The organism is Clostridium beijerinckii, assembly GCF_036699995.1.
GTDB classification, from domain to species: Bacteria; Bacillota; Clostridia; order Clostridiales; family Clostridiaceae; genus Clostridium; species Clostridium helianthi.
The window spans coordinates 2,925,347-2,945,201 of record NZ_CP144906.1; the positions used below are offsets into that span (position 1 = coordinate 2,925,347).

Genomic DNA, 19,855 nt, shown 5'->3' on the forward strand with positions numbered 1-19,855 from the left:
AAACTCCTCCCAGCTTATAAATCTATAAGTTCATCTTTTTGAAAATCTCTTTTTGCTTTTTTTCCTATAACGTAATCCCAATTCTTAGGCGATACACCTGTCCCTGGCCTCTTTATACATAAATTTTTTTCAGTAAAAACTTCGTTGGCTTTTATGTGAACTTTGGCTACCAAGCTTTTCCTTCCTACTATACTATTTACCTTCTCTGAAAGAGTTTGATGTTTGATTCCATTTCCAAGAGCTATTTCTATATTTCTAATTGCAATAACCATATTTCTAAGCTCAAAAGGTTCTAAACTTGCCTTATGATCTGGTCCGATCATATTTCTATCTAATGTAAAATGCTTTTCTATTACTGTAGCACCAAGAGCTGCGGCTGCTATAGCAACTTCTATTCCGCTGGTATGATCTGAATATCCAACTGGAGTTTTAAACGCTTTTCGTATGGTTTCCATAGCTTTTAAATTTACATCCTCCATTTTTGTTGGGTAGTCAGTATTACAATGAAGTACAACAATATCTTCTGTTCCTCCAGTCCTTAAAGTATCTAATGCAAATTCTATATCTGATAAATTACTCATTCCAGATGATAATATAACTTTCTTTTTTAGCATAGCTATTTTTCTCAAATACGGAACATTATCGATTTCACTTGAAGGTATTTTGAAAATTTTCATTTCTATACTGTCTAAAAACTCTATACTTTCTAAGTCAAAAGGTGATGATAAAAATATTATATTCTTTTCCTCACAATACTTTTTTAAGTCCTTATATTGATCATGACTTAATTCTAATTTTTTTAGCATTTCTAACTGTGAAGTTTCTTCCTTTAAATTGTTAATTTGATATTTAGCTTGCTTTGCATCTTTTGTTACTAAATTATTTGCATTAAATGTTTGAAATTTTATTGCATCCACTCCACAAAGTACAGCATTATCAATCATCTTTTTTGCTATGTTTATATCCCCATTATGGTTTACTCCAGCTTCAGCAATTATAAAAATACTATTCATGAACATGTGGCCTCTTTTCCTGGATTTCCATAGACCTTAAGCCTATTTTTTATATCCTTAATTATGACGGAGCCTGCTCCAATAATTACATCATTTCCGATTGTAACATTTTGAATAATAGTAGCATTTGTTCCTACATGTGTTCTCTTTCCAATATTAACGCTGCCACTTACCGTTACTCCAGGTGCTAAATGAACAAACTCGCTTATATTACAATCATGTTCAACTATGGTTCCAGAATTTATAATGCATTGTTTTTCTATTGTAACTTTTGCATTGATAATTGCACCTTTACCAACAAAAACTCCATCATTAATTAATGCGCTATCCGATACTATAGCTGTTTTATCTATTATATTAGGAAAATTATATCCAATGTTTTTAAGTATGTTATAAAGTTTTACTCTTATGGAAGGATCGCCTACAGATCCAACAGAAATGAACGCATTTTTAATACCAGATTTATATAATTCACCTAAATTTTCATCACTGCCTATAACATCTATACCTAGTCCAATATTTTCATTGATTTTCTTATCAACAATTCCTACAATTTCAAATTGTTTTAATCCATTTATTGAATCAATAATACTTTTGCAATGGCCACCACCACCTACTAATATTATTCTTTCCATAAGACCTCCTATAATTATTACTTATAATCTTCAGCGATATTTTCATAGTTTTTCGGAATCAAAATATATATCATTTCAGTAAGTTACCACCTAAATCTGATTTTAAAGTTGTGTATCTATAGAGTTGAAATAATGAATTAAATATTATATATATCTGTTTTATATTTGTTTAAATTTTTCTTTATTTTAAACCATTCAATGGTTTCTTTAATGCCTTCTTCAAAAGTATATTCCTCTGACCATTGAGTAAGTTTTTTTAGTTTTTCATTGGATCCCAATAGCCTATTTACCTCGCTGTTTTTAGGTCTTATTCTTTCTTCTTCACATATAATTTTAGCCTTTGGATTTAATTGCTTTATAAGCTCTTCTGCAAGATTTTTTATTGATATTTCTCTTTGACTGGCTATATTTATTTCTTCTCCTATTGTATTCTGACTTTTCGCAATTTCAACAAAACCATTTACAGTATTTTTTACATAATTAAAATCCCTTGTAGGTGTTAATGCTCCTAATTTTATTTCATTTTCACCTGATAATAACTGCATTATTATTGTTGGAATAATGGCTCTTGCTGACTGTCTAGGTCCGTAAGTGTTAAAAGGCCGTACTATTGTTATTGGTAAAGAAAAACTTCTATAAAAAGACTCAGCCAATCTGTCGGCACCTATTTTAGTAGCTGAATAAGGTGATTGTCCTTGATAGGGATGCTCTTCAGTTATTGGTGCAAACTTAGCACTACCATAAACCTCTGAAGTGGAAGTTATTAATATTCTTTTAGTATCAAGTTCTCTAGCGGCCTGTAATACATTTAAAGTCCCTTTTATATTAGTGTCCACATATGAATCAGGTGAATAATAACTAAAAGGAATTGCTATTAGTGCTGCAAGGTGATAGACCTCTTCAATATTTTTCATTGCTTCTCTCACACCATTTGGGTCTCTTATATCTCCAGTAAATATTTCTATTTCCTTTAACTTATCTTTACTTAATGAATCTAACCATCCCCATGAGTTAATTGAGTTATAATGTATAAACGCTTTAACATTACATCCTATGTTTAGAAGTTTTTCTATTAAGTGACTACCTATGAAACCAGCTGCTCCTGTCACTAAAACTCTTTTCATTTATTGCCTCCAATAATATTAATTTTCTTGATCTAATTCAAACAAATTCTACAACTTAGGTTCTTAAATTTATTTAGTTTATTATTAAAAACTTTTATTCTGTAGTAATATCTTATGTCATAAATAAAGCAATAAAATTCTCCATTGTAATTTGTAGTCGTATAGCCACAAAATTTTTTATGATACTTTATTTGATTTGAACGATTTTTATATGGAAAGTATGCTTCAAGAAATACTACTGCATTTTGAACTGGATATCCATTTTCGTAGCATACTTTACCTCTTATTATCACTTCTTTAAAGTATGATTTATAATTATAATTTTTCATTTTAGGATTCCTTCTATATTAAGTAATCACTTTTGATTGAGCAGCTTAATTTGTGGTTCATATACCTTAATTTTATAGTTAATATTATAGAGTTTTTCAAGGACTATAGCGTATTCTCCATGCTTGTTAGAAATTGCATATGCGATATCAATTGCTTTATATGGTTTATAATTATAATCTATTTTTTTTATAGCAATAATTGCCCCATCTATCGGATTTGATTTTCTATCTAAAATTTTTCCTTCTATTAATATTGTTCTTTTTCTTTTTACTACAATTTTTTTGTTTATAATCCTATGCAACTTTAACTCTCTTGGAGTTATCACAATTTCTGCATATGATGACAATTTTTTATATCTCCTTTATTTTAATATTTAAAGGAGAATATACTACAATTTCATAAAACATTTCCGGCAAAGCCTCTATAGAAAGTACATATTCTCCTTCATTATCAGTGTACGAGTAACCTAATACTTTTCTGATATTTTCTTTATAATCAACTTCTATGACTTCAACTGCAGCACCTGAAATTGGCTGCATTCTTACATTGTAAGCGACCCCTTTAATAATGACCATTTTTCTAGGCATCATAATTATATTTAGTTTATGATTTGCTCTTGAATCCAAATTATTTGTGTTAATCAATATTGAATCTTGTGAACATGTGCTAACTTTTTTCTTACCATTTCTATTTTTCTTCATTGGCATTTTCAGTAAATATAGTTACTGTCATATCATTATCTTCTGTTGCGTCTTCAGCTGGTATTATGGATCCAGATATTTCTTTTCCATTCACTATAATTTTATTTATCTTTACCTCTTTATAAGATTTTCCATCTATTATTTTTTCCATAAAACTTCACCTCTACTGATTTATTGCATAATAAAATTCTGCAAATGTTTCTAATGCTAATGATTTAACTTTCTCGAGAAGCCCTTTCATTTTAAGAAAGTATGATAAGAAGCATTTACTTTGATATTTTAAATTTGAAGTCAAAGATTCGTAATCTACAGCATGCATATTAAAAATTTCTTCCTTTACATCAAACAAGAATTTATTATAGTATCCGCCAAGATAATACCTTTCCTTAGATGATTCAAAGTCATTTACGATGTCCATAACGTCTAGAAACTTTTGAAAATCTTCATCATTTTCGTCTATATCAACTAAAGATTTATCTAATTCATTTGTTAATAGACTATTGCACAGAGCTTCTCCATTATTTGCTTTGTCTATATATTCTTCTAGATATTTTATTACATCTGAAACGACAGTCTCTGCATCTACTTGTATAGATTTATCTACAATACACTTTTTATTAACATTATTATTTGTATACGTCTTAAATACATCACATAATTCCTTATGAGGTGCACCTTTAATTTCTGCTCCATAAGATACATTAATAAATTCTACCTGCTTATGCGTTTTGTAGAAGTCTATATATTCTTCCATTTTTAATCTAAATTGATTAAGTGTTATATTAGTCCTTATTTTTTCACCAAATATATTTTCAACTTTTAAACTTGCTTCATAATTTTTGGTATCATCACTTTCAAATATAGCTGATTCTGAATGATGTTTATCATAAGTGAAGGCTAAGTCTTGTCCTACTAATATTATTGGAGAGCAGCCCATAATATTTGCAATATCTATACATGTATGCGCTACAGATCCTCCTAAAAATGTTCCTTTAAGATTATTTAATTCCTGTATAGTATTTGATAAGAAAGTTGATAAATAAATCTTTTCCCCTTCATAATCTCTAACTAAATATCTATTACTATATTCATAAAATGCTAAGGGAGAATTTTCTTTTAAATAATCCTTCATCATATCGTAATTATCATCTACTGGATCTATTGAAACTATCATATCTGGTTTTATATTATTTTTTATAAGGGCTTTTAATGTCCTGCTTCCAGCTATTATGAAGTATCTTTCTAATTCTTTTTTATGCGTAACCATATCGGCTATATTTTTATCTAAAGATGGTCCGGCAGAAACTACTATGGCTGGGATACCTTTGTTTATATCTTCATAAGAATTAAGAGGGGTTGAATTTTTTAAAGCTTTCAAATTAGCTATAAAATTCTTGATAAATATATCTTTAAATCTATTTGCAACACTTATGGAAGAGCATGCCGTATAATATGCATCGTCTAAATTCTCTATAAATATTTCATAATCATACTTGTAGACTTCAGCATAATTTCCAAAAGCATGAACATATAAATTATTGAAATTTGTACTGTTTATTTCTTTATATAAATTAGCTTTTATATTATCTTTATCATAAAAAATCAGATGAATATTGTCCTTATTAATCTTTTCTTTATTGTAGTTAAATATATCTTTATTGGGTTCAAATATTAGTACCTTGTTCTTTTCACATAGCACATCATTTAAGCTATCTAAGTATTCTCCTGTATCGATTCCAAAAATAAGAATTAATGAATCGAACTTAATATCATTTACTGAGCTTAATAAATTTTCAATTTCTTTTTTGTAATTCTCTTTATCAGCCAGATAACAATTATTATCATCTTTTTCTATACTAAAAACATGATAACCATCTAAAGTTTTTACCTTTTGCATACTATCCCCTTATTTACCTCTAAGGTATTTTTTATTTACAATATATAATATTAAATATTAATTTGTTTGATACGAATATTTCGGGTATATATTAAAGCTATCCCAAATTAACTTATAAATTATTTTGGGATAGACACATTCATATATTTTTATAATCCTAAGCACCAAAGAATTTGATTCTTAATTGAGTTTTAGCTCTACAAGTTACACCATACCTACCAGTTGCATCTGTAAAAGTAGTGTGATCTGCAGGATCAGTTGTTAATCTAGTACTTTCCCAAACCTGAACAGCACCACTTTTCATAGCAGCGCCTGAAGGGCTTAAAGCAGTTCCTTTCAATAAAAACATTCCCCACGTATTTGTGCTGATTTTTTGAGTAAAAGGCAATCCTGAATTTGCTTCACTCGATGGCACTACCATTGTTTTTGGTTTATAATTAGCCATAATATTCTCTCCTTACATACTTCTTCTAAAGTTATTCTACCTATATAATATGAAAAAAAATTTGTATTGTTACTATAGATAAACAATATTTAACTTAGAATTATACAATAATTCACCGAAAGGAGAAACATTGTTATTTCACAGGACCATGAAGATTCTTCTATTTTTTAACTGATATATATTTCATAATATAAATCTAGCTTATAATTGTTTTATCTATAACTTTATCATGGAGAATATGCAGTTAATTTATAAGCATATCCTTTTTTCCATAATAAAGGTATTCCATAAGAGCCATCATTTAATGTAAATGTTATTCCTATATTTTTTTCAACTGCTGGATCCAAAGTGTTGTTTATTTGAATAATTTCTATAGCCGCACCTGACAATGGCTTCCCATGCGGATTACAGACTGTACCTTTAAGTAGTATGTATTTATCATTTGGTAGAAAAGCATTCATTGTTATTATTCTTTTTTTTAGTAATTCATTTCCTGATATTATCTTTTTAACCATAGCGCACATTAAACTTTGTCCTCCTACACCAATTGTTATCTATTAAATTTGTTTCCATGCTTTATATTATTAAAAGAGTTACTTTAACGTGCGCTATGGAAGTAATTTTCTTAGAACTTTAAATAACTAGATTTTGTATCCTTGAATTTTTATATTTTAATTGGTATTAAAAAAGAGCAGGATTTTGTGTATCCTACTCTTTTACTATAGTTATTATTCGTTAGATTCATAATTTGTTATTTCTTTTATTGTATTATCCTCATTCATAAAAACAACGGAAGGTTTGTATTTTCTTGCCTCATCCTCATTCATTTGCGCATAAGCTATTATAATAACTTTATCACCAGGTTGTACTAACCTTGCTGCGGCACCATTTAAACAAATAACTCCTGAATCCCTTTTACCCGGAATCACATATGTTTCAAGCCTTGCACCATTATTTATATCAACTATTTGAACTTTTTCGTTTTCTAAGATACCTGCTGCTTCCATTAATGTTTTGTCTATTGTAATGCTTCCTACATAATTTAATTCTGCCTGTGTAACTGTAGCTCTATGTATCTTTCCCTTTAACATTGTAAGTATCATTAAAAATTCCTCCTGAAAATCTGTTTATTTATCTATTCATAATAATCAAATTAGTATATATTCCTTTTCGGTATCGCCATAGATACTCCCATTAAATTGAACTTATCTTTTGAAGTATATTCCGTATCAGAAATGAAGGTCATGCTTTTGTGGAAGCGTTACATTAGAGGATTTAGCTGTAGATATTTCTTTAGTGGAAGTTGTTCCATTTTTGCTTGTCCTGAACTTGTTTCAGGATCATGCAGAAATGGTGCAACTCCTGATATTAGAAATTCACAGCTTAATCCTCAGTAACCTGAACAAATGCAGGATCTTCATTTCGGTGGATTTTACTCATAAGTACATTCTCACCTCGAGTATCTATATTATTATATTTCAAATGTAAAATTATCTATTAATCTTGTTTTTCCTATATAAACTGCAATTGGAATCAATACATTTTTCTTAATGATTTCAACACTTTCTAGTGAATCACTATCTACGATTTCTACATAATCTATTTTTGCTAATGGTTCTGAATTTAGTACCTCTTTTATTGCATTTTTAATATTATTAGCATTTCTTTCACCTTTTTTTAAGGCATCTTTAGCTATTTCTAAACTTCTACTTAATACTAATGCTGCATTTCTTTCATCTTTAGAAAGATAAGTATTTCTTGAACTTTTTGCTAGTCCGTCTTCTTCACGGATTATAGGGCAAGCAACTATTTCTACATCAATATTTAAATCTCTAACCATTCTTTTTATAACAGCCACTTGTTGAGCATCTTTTTCTCCAAAATAAGCTTTATCAGGAGTAACTATATTTAAAAATTTTGAAACAACTAAACATACTCCATCGAAATGCCCTGGTCTTTTAGCACCGCAAAGTACACTTGTAAGACCTGATACACTAACACTTGTAGATTTATCTCCATAATACATTTCACTTGGTTCTGGATTAAACACTATTGATGCGCCTGCATTAACGCAAAGTTCCAAATCTTTATTTATGTTTCTTGGGTAACTATCATAATCTTCATTTGGGCCAAACTGTGTTGGATTTACAAATATGCTCACAACGACCTTATCATTTTCTTCAACAGCTCTTTTTATAAGGCTCTCATGACCTTCATGCAAAGCTCCCATTGTTGGAACATACCCTACAGAAAGTCCATCTCTCTTCCATGCTTTAATCAAGTTTCTAAGCTCTTTAATCTCTTTAACTAACATTACTGATCACCTTTCTCATCCTAATACTAAAATTTAGGTTCATTATCACATAAGTATAAACTTACAGTTGAATATCTTTATAGATTTTTAATTTAAAAATTCGACTTATTAGATGAATATATTTATAAAGTTGCTAAGGCTTTAAGTTCGTATATTCACTAGAAATCATAAATATATTTGTAACCACAATGGTCATAATATGGAGAAAACATTTGAAAATGAGCTGTTAAAGGGTCTTAGCTGTAGGTTGTTCCATTTTAGCTTGTCAAACTGAAAGTTGGAGTATGCTAAAACTGATACAACACACTGCTTAGAACCTTCAGCGATATTTTCATAGCTTTTTGGAATCAAAATATTTATGATTTCGGTGAGTTATCGCATAAATCTAAGATTTAGTACAATTTCTTTAATTCATTTTCATCTATTTTAAAAGTATGTTTTTCTTCTGGAAAAGCACCAGCTTGTACTTCTTTAACATAAGAGCTAATGGCATCTCTCATAACGGTACCCACATTTGCATATTGTTTTACGAATTTTGGTACAAAATCATTGAACATGCCTAACATATCTTGATAAACTAAAATTTGACCATCGCAATGTTTTCCGGCTCCTATTCCTATTGTTGGAATTGAAACTGCATTTGTTATAAGCTCTGCAACTTTTTCAGGAATTCCCTCAAGAACAATTGAAAATGCCCCTGCTTTCTCAATAAGTACAGCATCATCTATAAGCTGTTTTGCAGCTGCTTCACTCTTCCCTTGAACTTTAAATCCTCCAAAAGCATTTACTGATTGAGGAGTTAATCCTATGTGCCCCATAACTGGTATTTGAGCATCTACAATAGCTTTAATTTGAGCTGCAACATTTGCACCGCCCTCAAGCTTAACAGCATTAGCTCCACCTTCTTTAATTAATCTTCCTGCATTTAAAACTGCTTGTTCGATAGATACATGATATGATAAAAAAGGCATATCACTTACAATAAGAGCATTTTTAGCACCCTTCTTAACAGCTTTTGTATGATAAATGATTTCATCCATAGTAACAGCTAATGTATCTTCTTCACCTTTAATAACCATGCCAAGAGAATCTCCAATTAAAATCCCGTTAACACCACTTTCATCAATGATTTTTGCCATTGAGTAATCATATGCTGTAAGCATACTTAATTTTCTTTTCTCTTCTTTGGCTTGTTTAAAAGTTAATACTGTATTTTTCACTAATTTACGCCTCCTAAAAACTTATAAATTTCCAAATGCTTTTTTGAATTACTTAATACATTTTCTATTTGACTCTTATTTTCCATGCTATAGAAACATTCTTCTATGTTTTCTGTAATATCTGCATTATTTTTATCTCTCAAAGCCACAAGTTTTAATAGATTAAAAGATAATATCTTATATAAATCTTTATCTTTGTCATCTAAAACGGAAATATGCTTCTTAATTGTTGTAATATCTCCTCTTGCTATGGGACCTGTTAAAGAATTAACAAAGCCTTTTGCATAAATACTATCAATATTACCCTTTATTAAAGGTTTTAAAGCATTTAAAGCTTCTTCATCATCTAGCCCAAGTTTTTTTAAATAACTCGTTCCTATATCAAGCAAAGATAATGCCAAATTAGATACAAAAACGCTAGCTAAATGATATGTTGAGGAATCTTCTGCTTTTCTAACAAAGTACTTATTTCCAATAAGCTTAAGTACACTAATAATAGATGAATCTTCTAAAATATCACCTTCAATTGAAAAATATATATCTTCCAATTCTTTTAAGTTTGTTTCTTTACTAGAGAATGCAAATATTGGATGTAGAGAATAAATCATTGCACCAGAATGTTTCGCATTACATAATACATTTGATTTGAGTGAACCACTTGTGTGGCAAATAGATTTGTTATTTAGATCAAATTTTGATAATTCAATATCTATAATTGAAATGATGTCATCAGGAGTTGTAATAAATAATATATCACTATCTTTAATAATATCTTGAATGTTGTTATAAAATTTAGATTTTGTAATATTTGCTGCATCCATGGTATTTAAGTCATCTTTTCCATAAAAGCCGCTTAATTCTATCCCTTTATGAGTAAAATAGCGTCCTAAACTCACGCCTACCTTCCCTGGGCCAATAAATCCAATTTTAATGGTATCACCTCCATATACGTGTGAGTGATACAACATCCTAATTTCAATCTCATTCATTATAGATATGAGTTGTATTATATATAATTAATGCTAAAAAATTTGGTGTAACTCTTTTTCGATACTACCCACTGATATTCTACCACTATGTTTTGATTTTAACAATGATAAATTTTTATAATTTGATTACAAAAAAAGCAAGATTACTTTTTAATTCTTGCTTTCTTGTATTTTTTTACGCTTACGATTTATGTGGCAACTTACCAAAATTAAATATTTGATTTGGATATCTATGTATGGACATTATTTCATTAAGACTTATTGCTATAAACAAAAATCCACTACATATAGATGCATTTACATCTATATGTAGTGGATTTATAATTGGTATAGTATCTATTATTTCTAATTTATTATATTTGTTTTTGATGTTACTTTCCTAATAATTCATCAACTAATACTCTATTACTTTCTACACAATGACCGCAGCCAGTACCTACTTCAGTTTTTTCTTGAACGTCTTCAAATGACTTTGCACCATTAGCAATAGCATTCTTTATGTCTTTTACTTTAACATTTTTGCATCCGCATATTATTTTATCATCATCCATTACATCGTCTCCTTTAACCGTTTTAGATTTAAATATAAAACTTTTTAACAATCCTTTGTTTTAACACTTGAACTTTTATTATGTATACTTTTTAGGTTATTATCTTGCTAATAATTGTTTCACTAATTCTTTATTGCTTGCTACACAATGACCGCAGCCAGTACCTACTTTTGTAATTGCTTGTACTTCTTCGAATGATCTTGCGCCATTTTTAATTGCATTTGCTAAATCTTGTACTGTAACTTTAAAGCATCCGCATACTATTTGATTTTCATCAATTTTCTTATCTAATAATAATCCATTAACTAAATCTTTGTTACCATTTACACATCTGCCACAACCAGTACCAACTTTAGTTATAGCTTGCACCTCTTCAAATGAACTAGCTCCGTTATTAATAGCATTTCTTAAATCTTGTTCTGTTATTTTAAAACATCCACAAACAATTTTATTGTCCTCAGTTTTAACTTCTTGTTTAATTCCAAATAATTTTGATAATATTGATTTAATCATCTTTTTTCTCTCCTCATTAGTTTTTATTTATATAAAAGGTGTTTAATAATATAGTCGCCTTTATAAACTATTCATTAAAATATTTATACATAACTTGCAAATATTCGCGATTCCTCTAGCTATTATCTTATCCTCATAGTATTTTAAATCATTCTTTGGAATTAGATTTTCCCATCATTTACGGATTTTATAGCCTTATCTTTTATATTTCCTACTACATACTTTACGAATCCAATATTGTATTTTTTATAATTGCAATTTTCTGATCCATTTTGACAACAATCATCGGATATTTCTTTAATATCATTCTATGAATTACTCAAACAATCTATTTTATACATCTTTTTTCACTCTCAAATCATCTTTAATAGACTAAAATTCAATCACTACTAATTAGTTAATTACTAATTAGTAGTATTTACCTAAAAATAAAGGTGTAAGTCTATACACCTGATAATTTCTTTAGAATATTTATTAAAGTCTTCTTCTCCTCAACTTCTAATACACCAAAAATTTCACCTAAATTATCTACATGCTTAGGGAAAATCTCACTCATAAGTTTTCTTCCTTTTTCAGAAATACTTATTAAGCTCGCACGTCTGTCCTTAGGATCAGGACGTCGCTCAATCAAATTATCTTTAGCCAAGTTATCTATAACAACAGTCATATTACCACCAGTTGACAGAGTTTTCTCTAATATTTCACTGACTCTTAAATCACCTTTATGATATAGCACTTCAAGCACTCCAAATTGTGAAAAAGTTAACCCTCCTTCTTTGATAATTTTGTATTCTCTTTTGTTTACACTTTGAATACATCGACTTAATGCTATTATTGACTTTAAATTTAAATCATTTAATTCTCCATAAGTAATTTTATTATTATCCATGGGTACAATAATATTACTAATTAGTAATATTGTCAAGGGTATCACATTAAAATAGTTTAAAAAAATTAACAAACACATAAAAACCGCATAGACTTTCCACAATTGCCCAATGCTTGGTATTTCATTTTTTTAATGCTATGCACATATTTCTATTAGATTCTGCAATTAACATCAATGCTAAAGTATTTTTATAGTTTATAATAAAAATCAGGTTGCCAATAATTTATATCAGCAACCTGATTCAAATTTATTTTAAGTTTTGCATTTCAGTTAATAATTTATCTAATTATTCTATTGCAGATGTTAACTTTTACCAAAAATATATATTGAATTATGGGCTTATTATTTTTTTGCCCATAACAAGGGAAAATACAAGAGAAAATTCGAAAACTCGAAATTTTCCCTTGTATTTTTTTTCATAAAAACTTATACAATTTCTTCTATTGTAATTACATTTTCAAGGCTATGAAGCTTTAAAATGTACTCTGAATGATTAATTTTTTCAGGTAATGTTAAAGTCATTCTAAGCCCAATTATATGATTGTCAAGCTCTTTAGCTTTCTTAAGTTCTAGATTAGAAATTTTTGTTCCATCTAGTTTTATTGCATTCATAAAGTTCGTAACGCCTGCTATATGCTTGAGTTCAGCATATACATCCAATTCGTTAGACTTAGCCCTATAATGTAAATCTGCTTTATGAAGTACTGTTAATACACCTAATAAGAAAAAGCATGAAATAATAGCGCCTTCATAAAAACCAATTCCAATGGCAAGTCCCATACATGCGCAGGCCCAAAGACCAGCTGCAGTTGTAAGGCCTTTAACTTCATTACGCCCAACTACGATAATAGTACCCGCTCCTAGGAATCCAATACCACTTATAACTTGAGCACCCATTCTGCTTACATCATCCTGAATGTGTAATATATCTCTCATGTATTGCCCTGTTATCATAATTAAAGTTGCACCAATACAAACTAATATATGAGTTCTAAGACCAGCCGGCCTTTTTTTTCTTCCTCTTTCAAGCCCAATAATCCCTGCACAAATAGTAGCAAGAGTAAGCCTTAAAATTATAGATGCAGTATTAACTTCCCTTAAGTAGTTTGTCAGTTCATTTATTGTATTCTCCATATAACCACCTTCATAATTGCTGGTATCTTATTGTTAATTATAATTAAATAATTCTAAAATTTCACTTTCATTTAACGAATGTATGAATTCTCCTACGGATAAATCATCACCTAAAATCTTATTTATTAGCTCTCTTTTGGAATCCTGTAATTCCACTATTTTTTCTTCTATAGTTCCTTGGGCAATTAACTTAATCACTTCTACTACATTTTTTTGACCAATTCTATGTGCTCTATCAGTTGCTTGATCTTCAACTGCAGGATTCCACCATGGATCAAAATGTATTACTATATCCGCACTTGTTAAATTCAGACCTGTACCACCAGCCTTTAAGGATACCAGGAATACGGTATTTTCACCATTATTAAATTCGTCAACCATCTTCATTCTATTGATTGATGAAACTGATCCATCTAAATATGAAAATAAGAAATTTTTTTCTTTAAGTATTTTGCTTATATTCTTTAATACAGAAGTAAATTGCGAGAATACTAATATTTTATGTCCCTCATCTATACTTTGTTCCAATAATTCAATTAATGCATCAATTTTTCCACTACTTCCTAAGTAATTATCCATAGTTACAGACGGATCTAAACATATCTGACGAAGCTTAGTTATATAAGCCAAAATTTCTATTTTGCTCTTACTAAACTCAAAATCTTCGACTTTCTTTTGTATTAAATCTTTAGTATAGTTAGCATAGGTTTCATAAACAACTTTTTGCTCATCACTTAAAGGAACAAGAAGTCTTTTTTCTATTTTATCAGGTAATTCTTTAATTACATTTTTCTTATATCTTCTAAGAATAAATGGTTTTACAAGCCTATTTAACTCTTCAAGAATTTCTGGTCCTTCTTCAAGCCTTCTATGATATCTAGTCACAAATTTCTTCTCGTTATATAAATACCCCGGCATTATAAAATCAAATATTGACCATAATTCCATCAATGAATTTTCTATTGGTGTTCCAGTCAACGCAAATCTTATTCTTGATTTTATTTCCTTGACTGACTTAGCACTTAAAGAAGATTGATTCTTTATATTTTGAGCTTCATCTAAGATACAGTAATCAAAATTCATATTATATAATTCTATGTCACGTCTTAATAAATTATAGGTAGTTAATATTACATCATATTCTTTATAATTATTAATCAATTCTTCTCTTTCTTCTTTTACCCCATTGCAGATTGCAATTTTCATTGATGGAGCAAATTTATTAAATTCATTTTTCCAATTATAGATTAAAGAAGTAGGTGCAATAATAAGAGTTTTTGAATCTGGCTTTGAAAGCAATAATGTTATTGTTTGTAGTGTCTTTCCAAGTCCCATTTCATCACCAAGTATTCCACCAAAACCTAAGTAATCTAAAGTTCTAAGCCAATTATAGCCTTCTTTTTGATACTTTCTAAGTTTAGCTTGAAGGCCATATGGAGGTTGAAAGGCTTTATCCTTAATGTTGCTTAATCTTTCTTTAAGATCCTTAATTTCATCACAGCTATTTATATACCTTAACTCTTTGTCTTCTAAATAATCTTCAAGATAAGCTCCCTTGTTAATTGGAACATTAATGAGATTCTCATTTAATTTTTCTTCTAAAAGTAAATTATCTATAAGGGTCAATGATTCTTTCAATGCCTCATCTTCTAGGTCTAAGAATTCTCCATTCTCAAGCTTGTAATATTTCAAGTTATCTCTAAAGCTTCTAAGTATTTTTGCAGTTTCTTCTGGAGATATATCAGAAATTTTAAATTCAAACTCAAAATAGTTGAATTTACCTTTTCTAACTTCCCCAACAAAATCTGATTTCTTAATATCTTTTATTCCCTTAAATCTCTCAGAATAAAATACTTCACCATATCTTTGGAGCTTTTCTATATCATATTTAAAGAATTTAAAAGCCTCATCATCATCTTTTAAAAAGAATAATCTTCCATTGACTTCTTCAAATCCAAGACTTTTTAATACTCCTAAAACTTCATATTCTTTATTAGTATCTCTGTAAATAATTTTATCTTTGTATTCTTCAAAAAAATTAAATTCATGTCCTTCATATGATACCTTAAACAATAATGAAATATCCTTATCTTTATCAAAATAAAACCTGAAGATTACGGGCGCGATTACAACTTTTTCTCTAATATCCTTAGATAAAACTAAATCATTTGTTACTTTTTGAATCGAAGGTATTAATTCTTTCAAAATTCTACTTTCATTGATTTTATTGAAACTAACTTTATTAGTAGCATTAAATATTTTTAAATACGGCGATAATCTCTCACATTGTTCTATTGATGGAATGTATATTGAAGTACCAAATAAGAATACATCTTCATCTTGAGTTAATGATTCTGGTATTCCATTAGGAGCTTCTAAAATTATATTGTTATTTTTGCTCAATAAAGCAAGTGGAATAGGCATATCCCCTTCTATTATTTCAGATTCTAATATTCTATAAAAGAATCCATCGCCTAAAAAAACTCTATTCTTTTTTATAATGTATAAAAATTCTTTAAACATCATATCAGGAATTGTAAGAGTCTTTCCTTCTATTAACTTATCCTGATAACGTCTAAAATTTCTATCATGATCTGCTAAGTTTTTTATATTATTCATGAATTTTATTAATCTTCTATCTTCATACGAAAGACTTTGAGTTTTTATATCAAAAATAAATTCTTTTCCGTACTTAATTGGTACTTTATTATAAACGCATGTTAAAAATTGATTAATATCTTTAACTATATACATCTTATTGCTTTTTCTTAACCCTATTTTAAACTCAATTTGAAGTTTAGAGGACCAATTGTTTTTATTAATAATAACTTCGAATTTTAGCTTCTCTTTATCCGTATCTCCAACAAGTAAAGATAATAAATCATCATTAGAATTCTCCTTAATTCTAACTTTATTATTTTTAACAGATAAATTATTATTTAACTTAGTTCTTAACTCTTCATCCTCATCAATATTTCTTAAGAACGTATAAAAAGTAGCTATTATATGTTTACAACAGTAATTATCACGAGAAAATTCGTTTTTCTCAAAGTCTAGACAACTACAATGAGTCCCTATAATTTCTTTAGTCATATTATCAATTTCAAGCTTACACGAATATTCACTTAGAAGGCTTTCTGAAACTACATTTGAGTTTATTTTTATATAATCTTTATCTACTTTAACATTTATTTCTCTTAACAAATCATTTTTCAGAACACGTTGACCTTTTGTAAGAGATGAATTTGTTATATTCTTATTAAAACCCTCTAGTAAAATTTGTTTTATCAATGTTTATCACCTGCATTTTTATTTTTAACTTCTTTAATTCTTTTAATTAAATCTACACTGATATATTGGGATTTTGAAACCCCTTTTCTAAAATATCTTATTTGCTTATAGTCACGGCCTTCAATATTTATATCTAATATATCAATTCTTTCAGCATTAAATATAGTAGGTTCATTTTTTCCTTTTAAATATATATGTATTTCCATTTCATTAGGTGAGATTATTTAAATTAGTAATTTAAAAATAATCCCATATCCTCCTTTTAAAATTATATTTAGTTATTATTTTTGAATTCTTCAATTGCTTCAGCGATTTCATTTAGATATTCCCATCGCTCATATTTATTATCTAGTTCACTTTGTACTTCTTCTTTTTCATGCATCAATTCATTTAGTTTCCCATAGTTTGAAGCATTCTTTGCCATTTCCTTTTCTAAAGAGTTGATTTTTTCTTCGAGCTTAGCAATATCTTCATCTATAGTTTCATATTCTTTTTGCTCTTTAAAAGTAAACTTAGGTTTATTATCTTTAGTTTTTTCTTTAAATCCCTTTCCTTTATCTGCTGCAAATTCATTGCCACTTTTATCATTTGACTCAACAGATTTAATCTTCTCAATTTCTTTTGAAATCAAAAAGTCGCTATAGTTACCGTTATACTCCTTGATATACCCATTTCCTTCATAAGAGAATATCTTCGTACAAATTCTATCTAAGAAATATCTATCATGGGATACAACAATGATTACACCCATAAATTTATCTAAAAAGTCTTCTAATATTTTTAATGTTTCGATATCTAAATCGTTAGTAGGCTCATCTAGTATTAAAAAGTTAGGTGATTCCATTAATACTCTTAAAAGATGAAGTCTTCTTCTTTCCCCACCAGATAATTTTTCAATCGGAGTATACTGCATAGTGCTATCGAATAGAAATCTTTCACACATAGTAGAAGCCATTATTTTAGTCCCATCTTCTACAGGTATGTATTCTCCACCTTCTTTAACATAATCAATTACTCTTAGCTTAGGATCCATATTGCTGTTGTCTTGTGCAAAGCACCCTATCTTAACTGTATCACCAATTTCAATTTTTCCACTATCTATAGGAAGTCTGCCTCTAAGAATATTAACTAAAGTTGTTTTTCCAGCCCCATTTTCTCCAATGATACCAATTCTATCATTTCTCAAAAATATATAATTAAAGTCTTTAATTATAACTTTACTTCCAAATGACTTAGAGATATCGTATAATTCAACTACTTTTTTTCCAAGCCTAGAACCAACAAATGATATATCTACATCTTCCTGTCTTTTAATGCTTTCTTCGCTTACTAACTCGTCAAATCTTTGAAGTCTTGCCTTTTGCTTAGTAGTTCTGGCTTTAGCACCACGTCTAACCCATTTTAATTCGTTTCTTATAAGAGCGTTTTTCTTTTCTTCTTGTGATTGTTCTACTTCAATTCTTTCAATCTTCTTTTCAAGGAATGCAGTATAATTTCCAGGATAAGTATATAAATTTCCTCTGTCCAATTCAATAATTCTATTTGTAACTCTGTCTAAGAAATATCTATCATGAGTGATCATCAAAAGAGCGCCTTTCCTAGAATTTAGGAACTCTTCAAGCCATTCAATTGAATCTGAATCTAGATGATTGGTAGGCTCATCTAATATAAGAAGATCACATGGTGTTATAAGTGAACAAGCAAGTGCTATTCTCTTCTTTTGTCCTCCAGATAAGTTTCCAACCTTTTCTGAATAATTCTTTATTCCAAGTTTATTTAAAATTGTCTTTGCTTCACTCTCCATATCCCATAAGCTTAAGGAGTCAATTTCACTTTGAACCTTAAGTAATTCATTATTTAAAGAATCAAAGTTTTCACCATTGCAACTATTGATCTTATCTAATAACTCCTCATATCTTTTTAAAAGTTTCATTTCTTTAGTGTCACCTTTAAAAATTTGTTCTAAAACAGTTGCATCTTCATCAAATAAAGGATTCTGATCAAGATATTCAATTCTAACATTTTTACCCTTTACTATATTTCCATCGAAAAATTCCTCTCGGCCAGAAACTACTTTTAAAAATGTTGATTTACCAGCACCATTTATTCCAATTAAACCAATTTTATCTCCATCATTAATTCCTAGTGAAACATTATTCAATAATATTTTATCACTATAATTCTTGCTTATATTTTCCAAAGTAATTATATTCATTAATTTTAAACTCCTTTATGTGATTATATACATACTATTTTAACATAGGATGCTCATAAACAGAAATTTAGATTGAATTTAAACAAAAAAAGACTACCTATATAATATAGATAGTCTAAAAGTAACATATCTTGTTTCAAATAATTACTGTATATATTAATGATTCATTTATTTTTTTTAAGATTTTGACTTGAGATTTCATATCTTTCTTCATTATCTTCTGTATTATAAAAAGCATTACAACCAATCAATAAAGCACAAACAAAAATTACTATTCCTAGCATAATTATTCCCCCTTTAATATGGATCTGATTATATATTTATTATAACACAGTCCGTATGTAAACGATATACTATTTTACTTTTTTTTATTTCTATTTACATCAATTTCTTAATTATTGTTTTCATAATTATTAATTTTGCAGAATTTTCAAAAAATTATTGACAATGCTTATAGCTTTTTACTATAATTTATACAAACCTATATAATTTAAAAACTGTGAAGAGGAAGAGTACATATATTACTGAAATAAAGAGAGAGAATAATTGCTGGAAATTCTCATGATGTATATATGGAATGTAGCCTTGGAGTTT

Annotated in this window: 22 protein-coding genes and 1 other annotated feature (1 of these 23 only partly in view); of the genes, 1 reads left to right on the plus strand and 21 read right to left on the minus strand. The window is 28.5% G+C overall.

Features of this window, described 5'->3' with window-relative positions; all coding sequences use genetic code 11:
• Nucleotides 1-14 precede the first annotated feature (14 nt).
• The 11 genes from neuB to panD all read right to left on the minus strand — a co-directional run bounded on the left by neuB (nt 15) and on the right by panD (nt 7,248).
• Complete coding sequence (gene neuB, locus PZA12_RS13535; protein ID WP_078115486.1) at nt 15-1,013, minus strand: N-acetylneuraminate synthase; 999 nt, start codon at nt 1,011-1,013, stop codon at nt 15-17.
• A complete protein-coding gene (locus PZA12_RS13540; protein WP_078115485.1) occupies nt 1,010-1,648 on the minus strand; it encodes an acetyltransferase in 639 nt (212 codons plus the stop codon). Before PZA12_RS13540 ends, neuB begins: the two co-directional genes overlap by 4 nt.
• Nucleotides 1,649-1,785: 137 nt before the next feature.
• Nucleotides 1,786-2,772, minus strand: coding sequence for an NAD-dependent 4,6-dehydratase LegB (locus PZA12_RS13545; protein ID WP_078115484.1), 987 nt, complete (start codon nt 2,770-2,772; stop codon nt 1,786-1,788).
• Between the two features lie 32 nt (nt 2,773-2,804).
• Nucleotides 2,805-3,101 carry a hypothetical protein gene (locus PZA12_RS13550; RefSeq protein ID WP_078115483.1) on the minus strand — a complete coding sequence of 99 codons (297 nt, stop codon included), beginning with the start codon at nt 3,099-3,101 and terminating at the stop codon, nt 2,805-2,807.
• 26 nt (nt 3,102-3,127) lie between these two features.
• The gene (locus PZA12_RS13555) at nt 3,128-3,448 is read right to left on the minus strand and encodes a hypothetical protein (protein WP_192927303.1); all 321 of its coding nucleotides are present in this window, start codon (nt 3,446-3,448) and stop codon (nt 3,128-3,130) included.
• Between the two features lie 4 nt (nt 3,449-3,452).
• Nucleotides 3,453-3,803 carry a hypothetical protein gene (locus tag PZA12_RS13560; protein WP_192927302.1) on the minus strand — a complete coding sequence of 117 codons (351 nt, stop codon included), beginning with the start codon at nt 3,801-3,803 and terminating at the stop codon, nt 3,453-3,455.
• Nucleotides 3,790-3,954 (minus strand): hypothetical protein, encoded by a 165-nt coding sequence (locus tag PZA12_RS13565; protein WP_161223099.1) that lies wholly within the window; start codon nt 3,952-3,954, stop codon nt 3,790-3,792. The genes PZA12_RS13560 and PZA12_RS13565 overlap by 14 nt, the downstream gene beginning before the upstream one ends.
• A 12-nt stretch (nt 3,955-3,966) precedes the next feature.
• Entirely contained in the window at nt 3,967-5,700 is a 1,734-nt protein-coding gene (locus PZA12_RS13570; protein ID WP_078115482.1) for a motility associated factor glycosyltransferase family protein, read from the minus strand.
• A 157-nt stretch (nt 5,701-5,857) separates the two neighbouring features.
• Nucleotides 5,858-6,145: a hypothetical protein gene (locus tag PZA12_RS13575; RefSeq protein WP_078115481.1), complete on the minus strand. Its 288-nt coding sequence runs from the start codon at nt 6,143-6,145 to the stop codon at nt 5,858-5,860.
• Between the two features lie 227 nt (nt 6,146-6,372).
• Entirely contained in the window at nt 6,373-6,669 is a 297-nt protein-coding gene (locus PZA12_RS13580; RefSeq protein WP_078115480.1) for a hypothetical protein, read from the minus strand.
• A gap of 204 nt (nt 6,670-6,873) precedes the next feature.
• Nucleotides 6,874-7,248 (minus strand): aspartate 1-decarboxylase, encoded by a 375-nt coding sequence (panD, locus tag PZA12_RS13585; RefSeq protein WP_077840819.1) that lies wholly within the window; start codon nt 7,246-7,248, stop codon nt 6,874-6,876.
• A 147-nt stretch (nt 7,249-7,395) separates the two neighbouring features.
• Between panD and PZA12_RS13590 the strand changes: the two genes are divergently transcribed.
• The gene (locus PZA12_RS13590) at nt 7,396-7,542 is read left to right on the plus strand and encodes a hypothetical protein (protein WP_161223098.1); all 147 of its coding nucleotides are present in this window, start codon (nt 7,396-7,398) and stop codon (nt 7,540-7,542) included.
• 74 nt (nt 7,543-7,616) lie between these two features.
• On the opposite strand, the gene panC is transcribed toward PZA12_RS13590, so the two are convergent.
• The 10 genes from panC to PZA12_RS13640 form a co-directional block, all read right to left on the minus strand.
• The gene (gene panC, locus PZA12_RS13595; RefSeq protein ID WP_078115479.1) at nt 7,617-8,459 is read right to left on the minus strand and encodes a pantoate--beta-alanine ligase; all 843 of its coding nucleotides are present in this window, start codon (nt 8,457-8,459) and stop codon (nt 7,617-7,619) included.
• A 392-nt stretch (nt 8,460-8,851) separates the two neighbouring features.
• Complete coding sequence (gene panB, locus PZA12_RS13600; RefSeq protein WP_078115478.1) at nt 8,852-9,679, minus strand: 3-methyl-2-oxobutanoate hydroxymethyltransferase; 828 nt, start codon at nt 9,677-9,679, stop codon at nt 8,852-8,854.
• Complete coding sequence (locus PZA12_RS13605) at nt 9,679-10,668, minus strand: Rossmann-like and DUF2520 domain-containing protein (RefSeq protein ID WP_078115477.1); 990 nt, start codon at nt 10,666-10,668, stop codon at nt 9,679-9,681. Before PZA12_RS13605 ends, panB begins: the two co-directional genes overlap by 1 nt.
• Nucleotides 10,669-11,039: 371 nt before the next feature.
• Nucleotides 11,040-11,219, minus strand: a complete 180-nt coding sequence (locus PZA12_RS13610; protein ID WP_078115476.1) for a (2Fe-2S)-binding protein — start codon at nt 11,217-11,219, stop codon at nt 11,040-11,042.
• A 99-nt stretch (nt 11,220-11,318) separates the two neighbouring features.
• Entirely contained in the window at nt 11,319-11,732 is a 414-nt protein-coding gene (locus PZA12_RS13615; protein ID WP_078115475.1) for a (2Fe-2S)-binding protein, read from the minus strand.
• A 442-nt stretch (nt 11,733-12,174) separates the two neighbouring features.
• Nucleotides 12,175-12,621, minus strand: a complete 447-nt coding sequence (locus PZA12_RS13620) for a MarR family winged helix-turn-helix transcriptional regulator (RefSeq protein WP_026015754.1) — start codon at nt 12,619-12,621, stop codon at nt 12,175-12,177.
• Nucleotides 12,622-13,047: 426 nt separating this feature from the next.
• Complete coding sequence (locus PZA12_RS13625) at nt 13,048-13,755, minus strand: MgtC/SapB family protein (protein WP_017210515.1); 708 nt, start codon at nt 13,753-13,755, stop codon at nt 13,048-13,050.
• A gap of 33 nt (nt 13,756-13,788) precedes the next feature.
• Nucleotides 13,789-17,046, minus strand: a complete 3,258-nt coding sequence (locus PZA12_RS13630) for a DEAD/DEAH box helicase (protein WP_206490907.1) — start codon at nt 17,044-17,046, stop codon at nt 13,789-13,791.
• Nucleotides 17,043-17,252 carry a hypothetical protein gene (locus PZA12_RS13635; RefSeq protein ID WP_012058853.1) on the minus strand — a complete coding sequence of 70 codons (210 nt, stop codon included), beginning with the start codon at nt 17,250-17,252 and terminating at the stop codon, nt 17,043-17,045. The genes PZA12_RS13630 and PZA12_RS13635 overlap by 4 nt, the downstream gene beginning before the upstream one ends.
• 68 nt (nt 17,253-17,320) lie before the next feature.
• Nucleotides 17,321-19,261: an ABC-F family ATP-binding cassette domain-containing protein gene (locus tag PZA12_RS13640; protein ID WP_103699078.1), complete on the minus strand. Its 1,941-nt coding sequence runs from the start codon at nt 19,259-19,261 to the stop codon at nt 17,321-17,323.
• A gap of 490 nt (nt 19,262-19,751) precedes the next feature.
• Nucleotides 19,752-19,855: a binding site (T-box leader), on the plus strand; it runs 156 nt beyond the window's last position.

Bases quoted from the DNA above. Each gene is read 5' to 3' on its own strand.
- PZA12_RS13605 (WP_078115477.1), bottom strand. From the start codon at position 10,668: ATGAATGAGATTGAAATTAGGATGTTGTATCACTCACACGTATATGGA.
- panC (WP_078115479.1), bottom strand. From the start codon at position 8,459: ATGTTAGTTAAAGAGATTAAAGAGCTTAGAAACTTGATTAAAGCATGG.
- PZA12_RS13560 (WP_192927302.1), bottom strand. From the start codon at position 3,803: ATGAAGAAAAATAGAAATGGTAAGAAAAAAGTTAGCACATGTTCACAA.
- PZA12_RS13635 (WP_012058853.1), bottom strand. From the start codon at position 17,252: ATGGAAATACATATATATTTAAAAGGAAAAAATGAACCTACTATATTT.
- PZA12_RS13540 (WP_078115485.1), bottom strand. From the start codon at position 1,648: ATGGAAAGAATAATATTAGTAGGTGGTGGTGGCCATTGCAAAAGTATT.
- neuB (WP_078115486.1), bottom strand. From the start codon at position 1,013: ATGAATAGTATTTTTATAATTGCTGAAGCTGGAGTAAACCATAATGGG.
- PZA12_RS13575 (WP_078115481.1), bottom strand. From the start codon at position 6,145: ATGGCTAATTATAAACCAAAAACAATGGTAGTGCCATCGAGTGAAGCA.
- PZA12_RS13610 (WP_078115476.1), bottom strand. From the start codon at position 11,219: ATGGATGATGATAAAATAATATGCGGATGCAAAAATGTTAAAGTAAAA.
- PZA12_RS13625 (WP_017210515.1), bottom strand. From the start codon at position 13,755: ATGGAGAATACAATAAATGAACTGACAAACTACTTAAGGGAAGTTAAT.
- PZA12_RS13545 (WP_078115484.1), bottom strand. From the start codon at position 2,772: ATGAAAAGAGTTTTAGTGACAGGAGCAGCTGGTTTCATAGGTAGTCAC.
- PZA12_RS13580 (WP_078115480.1), bottom strand. From the start codon at position 6,669: ATGTGCGCTATGGTTAAAAAGATAATATCAGGAAATGAATTACTAAAA.
- PZA12_RS13620 (WP_026015754.1), bottom strand. From the start codon at position 12,621: ATGGATAATAATAAAATTACTTATGGAGAATTAAATGATTTAAATTTA.
- PZA12_RS13640 (WP_103699078.1), bottom strand. From the start codon at position 19,261: ATGAATATAATTACTTTGGAAAATATAAGCAAGAATTATAGTGATAAA.
- PZA12_RS13565 (WP_161223099.1), bottom strand. From the start codon at position 3,954: ATGGAAAAAATAATAGATGGAAAATCTTATAAAGAGGTAAAGATAAAT.
- PZA12_RS13615 (WP_078115475.1), bottom strand. From the start codon at position 11,732: ATGATTAAATCAATATTATCAAAATTATTTGGAATTAAACAAGAAGTT.
- PZA12_RS13570 (WP_078115482.1), bottom strand. From the start codon at position 5,700: ATGCAAAAGGTAAAAACTTTAGATGGTTATCATGTTTTTAGTATAGAA.
- panD (WP_077840819.1), bottom strand. From the start codon at position 7,248: ATGATACTTACAATGTTAAAGGGAAAGATACATAGAGCTACAGTTACA.
- PZA12_RS13550 (WP_078115483.1), bottom strand. From the start codon at position 3,101: ATGAAAAATTATAATTATAAATCATACTTTAAAGAAGTGATAATAAGA.